15 protein-coding genes, 1 tRNA gene and 1 pseudogene are annotated in these 15,056 nt (G+C 56.3%); 5 read left to right on the top strand and 12 right to left on the bottom strand.

The window, feature by feature from the left end:
• Positions 1–94: 94 nt before the first annotated feature.
• Positions 95–874, top strand: coding sequence for a Tic22 family protein (locus AMR42_RS15235; protein WP_158234502.1), 780 nt, complete (start codon positions 95–97; stop codon positions 872–874).
• A 126-nt stretch (positions 875–1,000) separates the two neighbouring features.
• Here the strand turns inward: AMR42_RS15235 and petA are convergent, their stop codons facing one another.
• Complete coding sequence (gene petA, locus AMR42_RS15230) at positions 1,001–1,963, bottom strand: cytochrome f (RefSeq protein ID WP_099534510.1); 963 nt, start codon at positions 1,961–1,963, stop codon at positions 1,001–1,003.
• Between the two features lie 52 nt (positions 1,964–2,015).
• Positions 2,016–2,555, bottom strand: a complete 540-nt coding sequence (petC, locus tag AMR42_RS15225) for a cytochrome b6-f complex iron-sulfur subunit (RefSeq protein ID WP_099534509.1) — start codon at positions 2,553–2,555, stop codon at positions 2,016–2,018.
• A 460-nt stretch (positions 2,556–3,015) separates the two neighbouring features.
• Here petC and AMR42_RS15220 point away from each other — a divergent pair, with 460 nt between their 5' ends.
• Entirely contained in the window at positions 3,016–3,333 is a 318-nt protein-coding gene (locus AMR42_RS15220; RefSeq protein ID WP_099534508.1) for a DUF3067 family protein, read from the top strand.
• Here the strand turns inward: AMR42_RS15220 and ubiE are convergent.
• From ubiE to AMR42_RS15205, 4 genes are all read right to left on the bottom strand, one after another.
• Entirely contained in the window at positions 3,330–4,031 is a 702-nt protein-coding gene (ubiE, locus tag AMR42_RS15215; RefSeq protein WP_099534515.1) for a bifunctional demethylmenaquinone methyltransferase/2-methoxy-6-polyprenyl-1,4-benzoquinol methylase UbiE, read from the bottom strand. The genes AMR42_RS15220 and ubiE overlap by 4 nt on opposite strands.
• A gap of 205 nt (positions 4,032–4,236) precedes the next feature.
• A complete protein-coding gene (locus tag AMR42_RS15210) occupies positions 4,237–5,076 on the bottom strand; it encodes a prephenate/arogenate dehydrogenase (protein WP_099534507.1) in 840 nt (279 codons plus the stop codon).
• A gap of 91 nt (positions 5,077–5,167) precedes the next feature.
• Positions 5,168–5,338 carry a photosystem II assembly protein Psb34 gene (locus tag AMR42_RS20010; protein ID WP_143473129.1) on the bottom strand — a complete coding sequence of 57 codons (171 nt, stop codon included), beginning with the start codon at positions 5,336–5,338 and terminating at the stop codon, positions 5,168–5,170.
• Between the two features lie 86 nt (positions 5,339–5,424).
• A complete protein-coding gene (locus AMR42_RS15205) occupies positions 5,425–6,285 on the bottom strand; it encodes a thiazole synthase (RefSeq protein WP_099534506.1) in 861 nt (286 codons plus the stop codon).
• 396 nt (positions 6,286–6,681) lie between these two features.
• Between AMR42_RS15205 and nblR the strand changes: the two genes are divergently transcribed.
• The gene (gene nblR / locus AMR42_RS15200) at positions 6,682–7,401 is read left to right on the top strand and encodes a response regulator transcription factor NblR (RefSeq protein WP_099534505.1); all 720 of its coding nucleotides are present in this window, start codon (positions 6,682–6,684) and stop codon (positions 7,399–7,401) included.
• A gap of 247 nt (positions 7,402–7,648) precedes the next feature.
• On the opposite strand, the gene AMR42_RS15195 is transcribed toward nblR, so the two are convergent.
• From AMR42_RS15195 to AMR42_RS15170, 6 genes and pseudogenes are all read right to left on the bottom strand, one after another.
• Positions 7,649–8,068 (bottom strand): peptidylprolyl isomerase, encoded by a 420-nt coding sequence (locus AMR42_RS15195; RefSeq protein WP_099534504.1) that lies wholly within the window; start codon positions 8,066–8,068, stop codon positions 7,649–7,651.
• A 262-nt stretch (positions 8,069–8,330) separates the two neighbouring features.
• Positions 8,331–9,083, bottom strand: coding sequence for an HAD-IA family hydrolase (locus AMR42_RS15190; protein WP_099534503.1), 753 nt, complete (start codon positions 9,081–9,083; stop codon positions 8,331–8,333).
• Between the two features lie 122 nt (positions 9,084–9,205).
• A pseudogene (gene queG / locus AMR42_RS15185) lies at positions 9,206–10,315 on the bottom strand (tRNA epoxyqueuosine(34) reductase QueG); the annotation flags it as partial.
• Positions 10,316–10,508: 193 nt separating this feature from the next.
• The gene (gene rnhA, locus AMR42_RS15180) at positions 10,509–11,420 is read right to left on the bottom strand and encodes a ribonuclease HI (RefSeq protein WP_234407032.1); all 912 of its coding nucleotides are present in this window, start codon (positions 11,418–11,420) and stop codon (positions 10,509–10,511) included.
• Between the two features lie 561 nt (positions 11,421–11,981).
• Positions 11,982–12,054, bottom strand: a tRNA-Phe gene (locus tag AMR42_RS15175).
• Between the two features lie 107 nt (positions 12,055–12,161).
• Positions 12,162–12,620, bottom strand: a complete 459-nt coding sequence (locus AMR42_RS15170) for a PPC domain-containing protein (RefSeq protein ID WP_199291398.1) — start codon at positions 12,618–12,620, stop codon at positions 12,162–12,164.
• Positions 12,621–12,981: 361 nt separating this feature from the next.
• Between AMR42_RS15170 and AMR42_RS15160 the strand changes: the two genes are divergently transcribed.
• Together AMR42_RS15160 and aroH are read left to right on the top strand one after the other, a co-directional pair.
• On the top strand, positions 12,982–14,292 hold the full coding sequence (locus AMR42_RS15160; RefSeq protein WP_099534500.1) for a peptidylprolyl isomerase: 1,311 nt from the start codon (positions 12,982–12,984) through the stop codon (positions 14,290–14,292).
• A 316-nt stretch (positions 14,293–14,608) separates the two neighbouring features.
• On the top strand, positions 14,609–15,019 hold the full coding sequence (aroH, locus tag AMR42_RS15155; RefSeq protein WP_099534499.1) for a chorismate mutase: 411 nt from the start codon (positions 14,609–14,611) through the stop codon (positions 15,017–15,019).
• Positions 15,020–15,056 lie beyond the last annotated feature (37 nt).

Here is a 15,056-nt window from a genome sequence, read left to right as displayed (position 1 = left end):
CCCTTATCCCGAACTGACGTTGGGTTAGCTCCTAGACTGGTTTGGGAATCGCCCTGGGCATGGAACCGGGCGCATGAACGGTTTGATCAACAGGATGGAATGGACGATGGTGAGTTTGGGATTGCGAGAGCGTTGGCAGTCAGTGCGATCGAACTGGCGGCACTTGGCTGGAGGCTGGGCGATCGGCTCCCTGGCTTGGTTGGCCGCGATCGGCCCCTTGGCAGCGCTGCCCCCGGAGGAAATTGCCCGCAAATTAGAAGCCGTGCCGGTTTTTGCCCTCACCGATGCCCAAGGTACGCCCGCCCTGATTGATGTGGGAAATGCCGATGGCCAGCGCACAACGGTGGCTCGGATGTTTTTGAACCCGCAAGATGCCCAAGAGTGGCTGAAGCGACTGCAAGCAGGAGCCGTGAGTTCATCCAGTGAATTACGGGTCAATGCCATTCCCCTGTCGGCAATCTATGAGCTGTTGCAGAAGCCATCCACCGAATATCAATTGCAACTAATCCCTGATTTGGAAGAGGTGAAATTAGCCCGGGAACTGTTGGCATTAAATCAACAACCGCCGGAAAAATTGCAGGGAATTCCACTATTTTTGGTCACCGCAAGCGATGGGTCAGCCCCTACCTATGTCACGGTCGATCGGGATGGAACGGAAGAAATTCGCTTCTATATGGATCGGGCCCAAGCAGAAGTGGTAGCCAAAACCTTTGCAGAGCAAAATCCCGAGCTAGCCGCCACTGTTCAAATTCAGGTGGTGGATTTTGATGAGTTTCTTTCGGTTCTTTCGGAACGGGAAGACGAGTGGCTATCGCGGGTGCGGATTATCCCGTCCCAAAATGCCCAGGCGTTTTTTGAAGCCATGGGCAACTAGGCTGTTTTTGAAACCCAAACCAAGCTTGAACCGTTGATTACCCCCAAAACAAAGCCCCCACTCACGAACTGAGCAGGGGCTTTGCGATCGGGCAATGAAGGCACGAAGGAACCTAGGCAGCAAATCCTAGAAGTTCATTTCGGCGGCTTGTACCTTTTCCACCTGTTTCTTCTTCAGCACCAACAGGATTTGGGTGATCATCACCGCCACAAACAGGGCCAGCAAACCCAGGACGCGGTTGGGATCTTGCAGCACGATTTCCGTGTCGGTTTGGCCAAAGCCGCCCACGTTCGGATCGTTGGTAATTGCTTGACCAGCCGTCACCACATCGCCTTCCTTGACGATCGGTTGCGGGCCAGCGGGGATAGCATCTTCCACCGCCGAGCCATCTTCCTTGATGATGGTCACGAGGTAGCCACCGTCATCGGTCTTGGCGATCGAGCCGATCGTGCCAGCCGCCGAAGCGTTGTAGACCGTGTTGTTGCTCTTGTCACCCGTGGGGTAAACCTGGCCGCGGCCACGGTTGCCACCCACATGCACGGCGTACTTGCCGAACTTGATCGCCTTGTCCTCAGCGGGGTTGGGCGACAGCACGGGGAACACGATTTCTTGGTATTGATCGCCGGGCAGCGGGCCTACGATCACCACGTTATCTTGACCATCCGCGTAGGACTGGTAGAACAGGCCTTCGGTCTTTTCCTTCAGTTCTTCAGGAATGCGGTCTTCGGGGGCAATCTTGAAGCCGTCGGGCAGCATCAACACCGCACCCACGTTCAGGGGGCCGGGTTCACCCGTGCCGGTCACTTGCTGCACGCTGGTGTCGTAGGGGATTTTCACCACGGCTTCAAACACGGTGTCGGGCAGTACCGATTGGGGCACTTCCACGATCGTTTCTTTCTTAGCCAGGTGACAGTTGGCGCAAACGATTCGGCCCGTGGCTTCCCGGGGGGTTGCCGGAGCCACTTGTTGGGCCCAGAACGGATAGGCCATGGCAGCCTGGGGAGCTACGAAGTCGCCACCGATCAACAGGGCGATCGCGGCGATCGCGGCGATCGCACCGCGAGTCAAAACCTTGAAAGCAGTCTTCATGAGTTGTCTAAAAAGTACGGTCAGCCGCGATATTGATGAGCAATTGTAGAAATTACGACCACCAGGGTTCTTCGCCGGTGCGGAAGTCGGTTTCCGGCCAGGGGCTGAGGCTCACGTTGTCGTCATCAACCGACACGTGGGCCAAGGCGAGGGACAGGGGCGCGGGGCCGCGGACAACTTTGCCTTCGTTGTTGTACTGGGAACCGTGGCAAGGGCAAATAAATTTATTGGCGCTGGCGTTCCAGGGCACCACGCAGCCCAGGTGGGTGCAAACGGCGTTCAGACCGTAGTCGGCGATCGCGTCTTTGCTGTTGACGATGAGGTAGGTGGGGTCGCCCTTGAGGCCTTGCACCAACACCCGATCGCCCACGTTGTGCTCGGCCAGGAACGAGCTGAGTTTAACGCTGTTGCCCAGAGCATCCTTAGCCGCTACGCCGCCACCAGTACCACCGGTCGAAGGAGGAATGAAGTAGCGCACAACGGGGTAAAGCGCGCCCAGGGCGATACCCGTTGCCGAGCCAAAGGTCAGAAAATTCATGAACTGGCGGCGACCCATGCTGGGTACGTCCGCAGGGCTGGAAGCTTGAGCCATAATGCCTACTCGCGTGCCTTCTCTTGGGGGTTCTATAACGAATCTTAAAGATTGTATGACTGCAAGGGTGGGGTTTGAACGGGTCAAACAAAGCCACCGCAATTGCTAGGGTATTATTGCATCTCTCGGGCCAGGTGATCGCGTTGCTGAGGGGCGATCGGGCGGTCGCAACAGATCCGTATAAAACTTCATATTGCGTTACAAATAATAATTCATCTCCCTCAACAAGGGGCTGAGAACCTGCCATTGAATCGTCTAAAACCCTGATTCCACCGTTACGATCTCGTGGAGGACAAGGGGCTTAAGCCCCTTGTTGCGACGATTGGGGCACGGAAAATTAACCATTTCAGCCTCACATCGAGAAATGACGACAGGCCCTAAAGCCCCTTGTTGTCCTGGGGCCGGTTTCAAACCGACCCAACCCCCGCCACACCCTTTATCACCATCACTCGATCGCGCCATGACTGGTCAGGACTTACACCAATGGATTGTGGACAAGTGGGGCTTTTCCTACGATGTGCAAGTCCGCAAAATCAAAGACAAAATTTTTGTGCAGGTGATGTGGCGCTACCTGGAACAGATGTCGTTTCCGATGACGGAAGCGGAATATTTTGAGCATCTGTCCACGGTGGCCACCTACATCCAAGGCTGGGGCGCGGCGGAACAGGTGCGATCGTTTATTGAGACCACTAAGAACCGGCCCCGGCAGGGCAAGGCCGTGAGCATTCCGATCGACCTGGGCGATCGCGCCTCCGAGTGGCTACTGGATCTGCCCTAGGGCTTGGTCGCCACCAACACGCCCATCAAGCCGCCCACCAAGGGATAGTGCCGCACTGATCGAAAGCCGATCACCTGGGCCCGCTGCACCTGCTCGCGTCCCACGGGAAACCGCTGCAAACTGGGCAGGATGTATTCGTATTCAGCCGTTGTGCCAAATTGCTGGGCGACGGGAACCACCAGCCGATCGAGATAGAGTTGCTGAAATTGCTGGGCGATCGCGCTGTCGGGCCGATGGAAATCCAAAGCCGCCAAGGTCGCGCCGGGTTTCAGAACGCGATATAGCTCCCGCAGGGCTTGGTCAAAGTCGGTCACATTCCGCAAGCCATAGCCCACCGTGGCGCAGTCAAATTCCCGATCGGCAAAGGGCAAATCCAGCGCATCCGCTTCCACCCAGGCGATCGGGGCCAACGGCCGAAACCCCTGGGGTCGCTCCCGAGCGCGATCGAGCATTTGCGCCGAAAAGTCCGCCCCCACCACCTGACCGCTGGGGCCCACCGCCGCCGCCAACCGCAGGGCCAAGTCACCGCTGCCACAGCAAAGATCCAACGCGCGATCGCCGGGTTTTGCGCCGCTCCATTTCACGGTCATCTGTTTCCAAACCCGATGCAGCCCAAAGCTCAACCAATCGTTGAGATCGTCATAAACGGGCGCAATCCGGTTAAAGATGCCTTGGACGCGATCGGCGGAAGCAGTCATAGGAACCCGAAAAATCCAAAAATTATGGTTGTCTTGAATCGTTTTAAAAAAAGGGAAATCAACCCCCAATTCCCGTAGGGGCGCACCGATGTGCGCCCTCGATCGATTGAGCCGCAATTACTGAGGGCGCAAGCGTTGCGCCCCTACCGGATTGGGTTGAATTGATTGAGGGCGCAAGCGTTGCGCCCCTACCAGATTGGGTTGCTTAATCGACAAAGGCCGATCGCGCCTGTTGGGTTTGTTCATAGCAGGTCTGGAGCGCGGTCCAATCCTGTTGATCGATCGCCCCGATGATCTGATCCAGTTGGTCACGATAGCGCTGGAGCGATCGCAGCAATTCCGGCCGGTTGAATTGGGCCATCATCACCCCCAGTTCTGGATTGCCACCGCCGACCCGGCTGGTGTCCCGAAATCCCGAACTAGCCAAGGATTGAGCCAATGCCAGGGTTTCGGGATCTTGTTCCGCCCCGCAGGCCGCAATCAGGCTGGCGCTAATCGCCACGGGCAAGTGGGAAATCCAAGCCACGGCCCGATCGTGTTGTTCCGGGGTGCAGCGGTACAGGGTCGATCGCAAATCCTGCGCGATCGCCGTGACCCGGGCGATCGCCTCGGTGGGGGTGCGATCGGTGGGCGTAATCGCGAAGGGACGACCCACAAACAAGTCCGGCAGGGCCGCTTCGATGCCGCTGTCCGCCGTGCCCGCCATCGGATGGGCCCCGACAAAGTTGGGCCACAGGGGTTCGATCGCCTGGACGATCGCCTGTTTCACCGACCCCACATCGGTCAGCACCGTGTCGGAGTTGAGGTGGGGAATTAGTTGGCGCACCGTCGGTTCGATCGCCCCGATCGGCGTACACAACACCACTAAATCGGCTTCGGCCAGCAGCGACAGTTCACAACCCGCCCGATCGGCAATGCCCAGCTCGATCGCCCGGGCCGCCGTTTCCGGCCGCCGCGCCACCCCCAGAATTTCGTGCCCCAAGGGCCGCAAGGCCAAGCCCAGCGACCCACCAATCAACCCCAAGCCAACCACACCAACCTTCATAGGTCTCCAGTCCCAAAACAATGGGGCACGGCACGGCCGCACCCCAACCCCACAGCAATCTGGATGATTCGGATGATCCGATGGTTGGCCCCTAGGACACCACAAAGGCGATCGCCATCACCCCGAGCACCAATCCCAGACCCAGAGCGCCCAAAACCACATAGTTCCGCTTTTCCGTTGAAGAGGGCGTGTCAGCGGTATACATCTTCGGTTCTTTGGCGAAATTATTCAGGCGACCGCCATCTTCCGTGGTGTAAGGCATTTGTTACAGTCCTTTGCAATTGTTAGCAACACAGCATTAATTCGCCACTGTAACAAACATCGACCGGCCCCGGTCAAGAGTCATCCTTAGCTGCTGGTCACCAAACCGGTCAGGGGTGAGCTAGCGCTAGCCAATCCCTTCACCGGAATTCGCCCGGCTAAATAGCCCAACCGACCGGCCGCCGTACCCAGGGCCATGGCCCGCGCCATGGCGGCGGGGTTTTGGGCCTGGGCGATCGCGGTGTTAATCAACACGGCCGAAGCCCCCAGTTCCATCGCCTGGGTGGCTTCGCTGGGCGTGCCAATCCCCGCATCCACCACCACGGGAACCTTGGCGTTTTCCACAATGATTTGAATATTGGCGGCGTTTTTCAGGCCCTGGCCCGACCCGATCGGGGAACCCAAGGGCATCACGGTGGCGCAGCCCGCCTCTTCCAAATGCTTGGCCAAAAGCGGGTCGGCGTTGATGTAGGGCAATACGGCGAAGCCTTCTTTCACCAACTGTTCGGCGGCCCGCAAGGTTTCGATCGGGTCGGGCAGCAGGTATTTCAAATCGGGGATCACTTCCAACTTCACAAAGTTGTTGTCCTCTTGGCCCAGCAGCTTGGCCATCTCGCGCCCCAGCCGCGCCACCCGAATCGCCTCATCGGCCGTTTGACAGCCGGCCGTGTTGGGCAGCATCCAAATTTTTGACCAGTCGATCGCCTCAGCCAAGCCTTCATGGCCTGGGGCTTGGGTTTGCACCCGGCGCACGGCCACAGTCACAATTTCGCAGTCACTCGCGGCAATACAGGCCTGCATTTGCTCGATGCTGCGATATTTACCCGTGCCGGTCATCAGGCGCGATCGAAAGGTGCGACCGGCGATCGCCAGGGGCAAATCAGACACCAAATCAGTAGGGATCCAATCTTGGGCCGCAAGCGTCGGTGCATTGGAAATCTGCGTCATGGGAAATCCTGGCTGGAAATAAGCTGAGAGGGCGAACCCTTATTGTCTAACCAGTCGGACGCTCAAGGGGGTGGGATTTTTCGATCAGCTGGGGGCAGTCCTCGCGATCGTTGCGATCGCCCTGCGCCACCTCTTTGAATCCTGTGGGCACTGAAGTTGAACGAAAACCGGAGTACGATCGAATCGAGCCGAATCTGTTTTGCTGGATGCTTAACTTCAGCGAACCATCGGCCAATGATGTGCAGATTTTGGATGCTGCTTAATCCAGAAATTGCCCTTCAATTGCCCTTCCTATGGTTATCTTTGGAGTTTAAATTATCTTTGTTTTGGTCTTGTTTGCCTTGAGCTTGACTGCTTGGATTTTGACTGATTGTTGCTGTTTTCTTGTCGCGTCCTATGGCCGGAACTGAATCCTCGATCGCCCCACCCACTAGCACGCTCAACGCTCCGATCTTGCTCGTGGAAAGTGATGATTCGATCCTCGATCGGGCCATGACGGATCTCAAAAACGCCGGGTATGCCGTCGCCACGGCCAAGGATGCCCAAGCCGGTTTGACCTATGCGCGAGACTTGCCCGTCTCCCTGATTGTGGTCGATCGGCTGTTGGTTCCCGGCGAATCGGGGTTGTGGCTATGCAATCAACTGCGGGAGTTGGGGAACGTGGCCCCCGTGTTGTTGATCATGGCCCGCGATGAAGTGGAAGACCGGGCCGCTTGCCTGGAAGCCGGGGCCGATGACTATTTGCTCAAGCCCTATCGCAGTGAAAAATTACTGGAATTGGTGCGGCTTTATCTACGCCCCACGGAAACGGGTACACCCCTGTTGCACTTTGCCGATTTGGCCCTAGATCTCGATCGCCGCACGGCCATCCGCAACGGCCACACGATCGCCCTAACCATGAAGGAATTTGAGCTATTGCGCTACCTAATGGAAAACCCGCGCGAAGTGCTCACCCGCGAGCAAATTCTCGAAAATGTTTGGGGCTACGACTTCATGGGCGAGTCAAACATCATCGAAGTCTATGTGCGCTATTTACGCCTGAAGCTTGAAGACGAAAGCCAAAAACGCCTGATCCAAACCGTGCGCGGCGTGGGCTATGTGCTCCGAGAAACCTAGGCGATCGCCCCTTTAGTCCAACTCATCAATACAATTTTCTGAAAGCACCATTCAGCAAAGACAACCCAACCAATTCCACTCAGTAGAATCACCCAAAATTTAATCAAACTTCAGTCCAGTCAAATTCCAGCACAAACCCAGAAAAGACAAGGGGCTTCAGCCCCTTGCCCTCGCGATTTTGCAACACCAGAATTAAGGGTTTAAGACCCTCATTTTGAATCCTGGTTTTTGATTCTGAAGCTAGAGCCTAGTGCTCAATTTTCACAGACAGAATCTTGTCATTGGCACGGATTGCATTCACCACATCCATGTCCTCCGTACGACCAAACACCGTATGCACACCGTCCAAGTGCGACTGGGGCGAATGGCAAATGAAGAATTGGCTGCCACCCGTGTCGCGACCGGCATGGGCCATCGACAGGCTCCCCGCCATGTGCTTGTTCGAATTAATTTCGCACTTGATCGTGTAGCCCGGGCCACCACGACCATCACCATTGGGACAGCCACCTTGGATCACAAAATTGGGGATTACGCGGTGGAAGGTCAGACCATCGTAAAAGCCCTTTTCCGACAGATCCACGAAGTTTTTCACCGTGTTGGGAGCATCATTATCGAACAGCTCGATATGAATCGTGCCCTTGGCGGTTTCCATAATGGCGCGCGTCATGCGGTTGCCCCTTGTGTAGTCAGTTGAGATTGTTAGGTTGAATTCCTGGTGACGCGATGCTGGAAATGGGCAATCACAACGAGGTAGCCCACAGCCCGCCACTGTCGCCAAAGAATGCTGTCTGAGTTTACCGCTGCCGGGGAATTTCGATCCCCATACAAGGATTAATCTCTGCTTAATTCACCGTTATTTGACCGTTGATTAAACCTATGCATTCATGCCCGATCGCCCCGGGAATTAACGCTGCATTCGCCCAGCTCGTTTAGGCATGAGTTTGGGATTTTTCCGAGGCCGCAGCGGTCGATCGCACCCAAGTTAACAGCTCCTGAGGATGCTGAAACAGCATATCCGGCTGGCTGTTGCGCAACGCTCGTTCAGAATTAAACCCCCAAGCCACGGAAAGGCTGACCACGCCCGATCGGCGGGCCGCTTCCACATCCCTTGTTTCGTCGCCCACGTAGGCAACGGCTTCGCGCTGAAGGCCGGCCTGCCGCCGCACCCGCGAGATGGCGCGATCCTTGCTAAACAGACGCAAACTGGCATCAATCCAGGTGAAATAGTGCCGCCAGCCCATCAGGGTGAGGAATCGATCGACGGTCGATCGCTGGTTGGAAGTCACAATCCCCAGCCGGTAGCCCGCCGATCGCAGTTCCCGCAACACGTCCTCAATGCCCTGAATGGGCTGGAGGCGATGCAAATCGGCCTGGAGTTCCCGTTTCAGGCAATAGATCAGCCAAGGGCGCTGCCAAGGGGGCACATTGCTGTTTTGCAGCACCATGCGGGAATCGCAATCCCGCAGTCGGGCAATTCGTTCCGGGGTCAAACGGGGATAGCCAAAGCGTCCCGAGAGGCGATCGAGAATTTCAACCACCGCCTGAAAGGAGTCTGCCAACGTGCCATCAAAATCGAACAAAATTAACCGCAAGTGCTGAGGATCAACCAATGCAGCACTGGTGGGCAAGGACTGCGGCCCGCCGGCCGCCGCCGTAGACGCAAGCACGTGATGGGCGTTCAAGGATGAGACTCAGAATCCAGTTGGGGATCAATGGAGGGATCGATGGGGCGATCGGGAGGGAGATCGGCCGATCGGGGCAGAGACAACGACGAAGCTTGAAACGAAACATTCGGGTCTAATTTCAGACTAGCACGGGCGTTTCGTCGCCACATCGCAGGCTTAATGCGTCGTAAAGCGGATCCCCGGAAGGCTTGATCCCAAGCCTCATCGCTGAGCTGAGCAAGCTGATCCAAGCGCGGAGCCACCACCCCCGATCGCGGTCGAAAGTCTTCAATATCCGTCGGCTGGGCAAATCGTTGATTCCAGGGGCAAACATCTTGGCAAATGTCGCAGCCCGCAACCCAACCCTGAAGGTTCTCGGCAATTTCCGAAGGCAGGGTCTCCGCGCGGTTCTCGATCGTGTGGTAGGCAATGCAGCGGTTAGCATCCACCACAAACGGCTCGGGAATCGCCCCCGTGGGGCAAGCCTCCAGACAACGGGTACAAGTGCCGCAATGGCTGGTATGTGGGCGATCGGGCAATAATTCCAGCGTGGTGAACAGCTCCCCCAAAAACACCCAGGAGCCATACTGGCGCGTAATTAAATTGCCATTTTTGCCAATCCACCCCAAACCCGCCTCCTGGGCCCAGGCCTTGTCCTGCACCGGGCTGCTGTCCACAGCCCAGCGGCTCTGTGCGCGGGGATCCAACGTCACTAACCACTGAGCCAGGGCCTTCAGGCGGGTTTCCAAAACTCGGTGGTAATCCCGTCCCCAGGCATAGCGGGCAATTTTGCCAAATTGGGGCTGGTCAAATTGGGGCTGGTTAAGTTCGGGCTGGTTAAGTTCGGGCTGAGCTGGGGCAGGCTCGATCGCTGACTCAGCTTGAGAAAAGGATGGGTCTAAGGGCCGCTGTTCGAGGGGCCGCTGTTCGAGGGGCCGCTGTTCAGGGCTGTAGTAATTCAGGGCAACGCAAATGACCGATCGCGCCTCGGGCATAAATTCTCGCGCATCAAATCGCTTGGGAGCCGCCATCCATTTCATTTCGGCGGCAAACCCGCGATCGAGCCAGCGTTGGAGGGCTGATACGGCCGATGGTAAGGGTGGGTACTCTGAGCTTATAGCTGCTATTCCCACCTGATGAAACCCCAGGGCGAGAGCTTTCGTTTTCACTTGGTATGTGTTTCGGCGAGCGATCGCCACTGGGGAAGACCCGCCCACAGCAGGGTCATACTCCAATGCGGTTGTGTCCATCGCGATTGGCTCACAAGACACGGCAGAGTAGTTGAGAGCCGGTCATGAACGATTGGTGCAAAAGACTGCGAGGGATCGTCATGGAGGGCGGTGCGGTTACTGCAAACGAGATGTGTTTGGTTACTCGGGTTGAGGATGCTAAAGCGGATCAGCGCCTCAGCGTCCTTAGACTTGAACTAGCCAAGCACCTCGTTTAGTCATCTTCGAGGATCCGTTCCAATTGCCACAGAATTTGGTTGCCCTCACGTCGCACGCGAGTCACAATCCAGTTCCGCCAGACCCAGTTTTCACCCCGACTGGTCACGGCACTGGCGTTAACGTCCATCAGATCAGCCAATTCCGAGCTGGCAATCAGATATCCTCGATCGGCGACCTCATCCGCAATGCGCAGGGTTTCGATCAAGTTGCGCAATTGACCCACACGCACGTCGCGCAGATCGGCATCCGTTGGCGCGATCGCCAGTTGATCCAAAACAGGTTCAGACATGGTTTCAGGTATAGCTGCTATCGAGACTGTAGTTGTGTCTGAAGCGTCAAGATGGGATTTACTCGCAGGCTCCGATTCCGGAAACTCCGAGCGATCGAAAATCTCTAGCTTCAATTGATCTAATTTAGGCGATCGGCCGGCCGCAAAAACGCGGGCAATTTCATCACATCGTTCATTTCCCGCCTCGCCCGAGTGGCCGCGCACGTATTCCCAGCGCACAGCGGGGTTGTTCAAAGCATCCAGACGCTCCCAAAGATCTCGGTTGAGCACCGGTTGCCCGCTGGCAGTTTTCCAGCCTTTTCGTCGCCAGTTTCGCACCCACTCTGTAATCCCTTTAATAACGTACTGACTGTCCGTTAGTAAAGTGATTGACTCGCCTTGGCCGTATTGATGCCAGAATTGCAGCGCTTCAATGGCGGCTTGCATTTCCATCCGATTATTAGTTGTGTTGGAAGTACCTCCACCCAGTTCATGACAAGAGCTATTTGAAAATCGCACTAAAACACCCCAACCGCCGGGCCCTGGATTACCAGAGCAAGCCCCATCAGTGTAGATACGCGAAATCTGGTGTGAGTCGATCGACCGTGGGGGCATGGAGGCGATGGGAGAGGGTGTCATTGTTAGTGGTGGGGCCGTTGGCAATCAATTGTTATATTTTTATGACTTTGCTGGCTGGAAACCCTAATGGCTCTGGGTTTTTCTCAATATCCCTACTAAGCCTTGCTCAACCTTGCTGAGTCTAAAGCACTCAATCTGGTCGCGTTCTTGAGTGGGTGTTGATGGATCCCGGTCGATCAAGCAGCAGCAGGCGGACTCTAGAATGCACGTTTTCAAAGTGCATGTTTTCAAAGTGAACATTTTGCAATGCACATTTTGCCAAAAGCCTTTTGATCACCCGATCGGCTTTTGGCTCTCAACCTGTTCAAGATTTAGAGGCAAGTGGGAAACAATCGCTCATGCCCAGCCCGGCAACCGCAACATTCAACATCAGCAGACCGCTTGGTCTTTTACTCTGTTGCCGTTCATTCTTGGTTGTTAGGCTGCGATCAATCGTTGACCCTATTACCTGATCAGGGCTATTGCCCTACTCATATTTTAGTCGTTGAGGAGACAACAGGGATCGAAAGATAACACTCAAGATAGAAGAATCTATGAGCGCAATTTTTGATTTTTCAGTAATGCCAGGAGGCGGACTTGAACCGCCGACACGAGGATTTTCAGTCCTCTGCTCTACCGGCTGAGCTATCCCGGCTAGGGTTTTTAGGCGCTGCTGTTTTCAGCGCCTAAATAAATTAGCAAACTTGATCAGGATTGGCAAGGGATTCGCTAATTTTTTTGGAAGAACTGGCTTCCTAACACCTATTGGATCGGTTGCAGGCGGGTGACCTTGAGCTTGAAGGGGCCGCCGACGGCTTTGCCAAAGGTTTGAACCCGCACCACATATTCGCCTGTGTTCTGAATGCTGGTGAAAATCAGGGAGTTCGTGCCGCCGTCGGGGCCGTCGTCGTTCTCGGCAACGCTGGAACCATCATCGGCAATGAGCATCAGGACGGTATCGAAGCTGTCGGAGCTGGCGGTGATTTCAACCCGATCGCCTGCCGTGAGCGAAATTTTATAGTCCCGGGCAAATCCCCCTTGGCCGGTGGGAATGTCCTTGGTCGATAGGGTGTCGTTCAACTCGCTGCTGCTGGAAATCGTGCCCGGTTGATAGGTCGGGCTGGCTTGGGCGATCGCCCCGCCACTGCCGGCCGTGACCAGGGCGATCGCGCCCATCATTCCCACCACACCACGCCGCTGCAAAAAAGACCAAAAAAGCATGAAATCACCGTCCCAAGGGCATCGCTCCGATTATAGCCAGTCCGATTGAGAATCCCAGTTCCGGAGCCAACCCGATCGCCCTGAATCTGCGGATTAAGCCGAGCGATCGCCCGGCTCCGAAACTCTGGCTAGTTCGATTACGTCACCGATCTAGCGGCAGTCAGGCCGCTGCTCCGGAAAAGCAGCCCAAACAGTCCCAACGATTTCTGAACGGCCAAAAACCTGGGAGAGGTTGCCAAAACCTTGCCCAAACGTTCCCGGTTCGGAACCCTTGGCGGTTGAATTTTTGATTGGCTGAAAACTCAGGGCCTGGACTTGCCTGATATTTTGGTTTTGAAGCAACCCAACCGATTTTGCGAATATGGCTCCTGCGGCTCGTTTAAATGGTTCCGCCACCGTCATCATGCTGGTGAACGGTCAGTCCGTCGAAATGGCGATCGATGGGGCCAATGCCCCCGTCACGGCCGGCAATTTTGTGGACTTGGTGGAGCGGGGATTTTATGACGGCATTTCGTTTCACCGCGTGGTGCGATCGCCCGATCCCTTTGTGGTGCAAGCGGGAGATCCGGCGAGCAAAGATCCCAATGTGCCGCTCAGCAGCTTGGGAACGGGCGGGTTCATTGACCCAGACACCAACCAAGCCCGCAGCATTCCCCTCGAAATCAAAGTTCAGGGCGCAACGGAACCGATCTATAGCCAAACCACCACTCAGCCGGTGGCCTTGCCCCACAAGCAAGGAACCCTGGCCATGGCCCGGGCCCAATCGCCCGATTCCGGTTCTTCGCAGTTCTACATTGCCCTGAAGGAATTGCCGTTTTTGGATGGTAATTACGCCACCTTTGGCCAGGTGACCCAAGGGTTTTCGGCGGTGGATGCGATCCAAGCGGGCGATCGCATCACGGCGGCCAAGGTGGTGGATGGAGTTTTGCCGGGCCGAACTTCGGTGGTACTGACGGATGCAACCCGCTTGAACACTGCGCACAATTTTCTGAACCGGGCTGACCTGCCCCGCCAATTCACCTTCCTCACAGAAGCGGCAGAAACCGTGACCCTGACGGCGACCCAAAGCCAAACCACTCCCAGCGGCGTGCGGGGGTTGGGGGGCGATGACGTGATCACCGGCTCCAGTGCGGCGGATATTGTCTGGGGTGATGCGGGCAATGATTCGCTCTTCGGTGGCGACGGAGATGATTATCTGCGCGGCATTGATGGCAATGACTTGATCAACGGTGACGGGGGCAACGACTTCCTCAACGGCAATCAGGGCAACGATACGGTCAATGGCGGTGCGGGTGATGATTTTGTGCGCGGCGGCCAGGGCGATGATGTGCTGCTGGGGGGCGATGGCAACGATGTCCTTTGTGGTGACTTTGGGGCTGATACGTTAACCGGCGGCGCGGGGGCCGATACGTTCCTGCTGCGCACTGATACGGCGATCGGGATTCGGGCAGCGGCGGATTTGGTGGTGGATTTCAGTGCGGCTCAGGGCGATCGAATCGGCATTGTCGGTTCCGTGAGCTTGGAGCAACTGACGCTGCAAAATCAGGGCGGCTCCACGGTGCTGCAATTGCCCACGGGTCAGACCTTGGCCACCATCACCGGAGCCACTCCCGATTTGGTGCGATCGGCTCTTGTGGCCGTCAGCGCCAGTGATGCGGTCATGCGCCTATAGGCTCCCTCAGGCTCAAAAAACACGATCTAGCTCAGGCTTGGGGTCAGCATTTTCAAACATATCTGGCGAATCGCATCTGGCGAATCGCAGAGCGTGCCGCATTGCCCTAGCCCGGCCTCGCAGTCGATTTTCAGGCGGTTTTAGGTGTTGTTTTTCGGCTTGATTCTGCACAGTAGAGATGCAACCCCAACTGAGCTATAACTAGCTATTAATCAGTCACTAATCCGTCACGAGTGACTGATGCTTGGGCGATCGCCACGACAGGCCAAGCCCAATCGTGACATTCACCCTCATATTCGATCGGGAGGACAGGAACGTGGGTTGGCGAGTCCGGGCCATTCGAGGAGCAACTACCGCAACCGAAAACACCATTGAAGCCATTCGGGAGGCGGTTCATGAGCTACTCGACGCTTTGGAAACCCACAATCGTCTGGAGATGGATGAGGTGGTGAGCGTCACCTTTTCGGTGACCCGTGACCTGGATGCCGTGTTTCCCGCCAAGATTGCCCGCGAGCGGCCCAACTGGCAAAACGTACCCCTGATGGATGTGCAGCAAATGCATGTGGATGGCAGTTTGCCCCAATGCATTCGACTGCTCGTGCATTTCAACACCCCTGACCCGATCGCCCGGATTCATCATCCCTATCTTCGAGGAGCCAAGCACCTACGCCCCGATTGGGTTTCAGCCCAAGAAGTGCGCCAAAAGGAACTGATCGTTAACTCCTAATTCTTTCAGGGGTTAAGCTAGCGGCAGTTTTGAGACT

It is taken from the genome of Limnothrix sp. PR1529, from assembly GCF_002742025.1.
In the GTDB taxonomy this organism is placed as follows: Bacteria; Cyanobacteriota; Cyanobacteriia; order CACIAM-69d; family CACIAM-69d; genus CACIAM-69d.
Note: the sequence above shows the minus strand (reverse complement) of the source record. Positions and strands in the feature narration are given on the sequence as shown.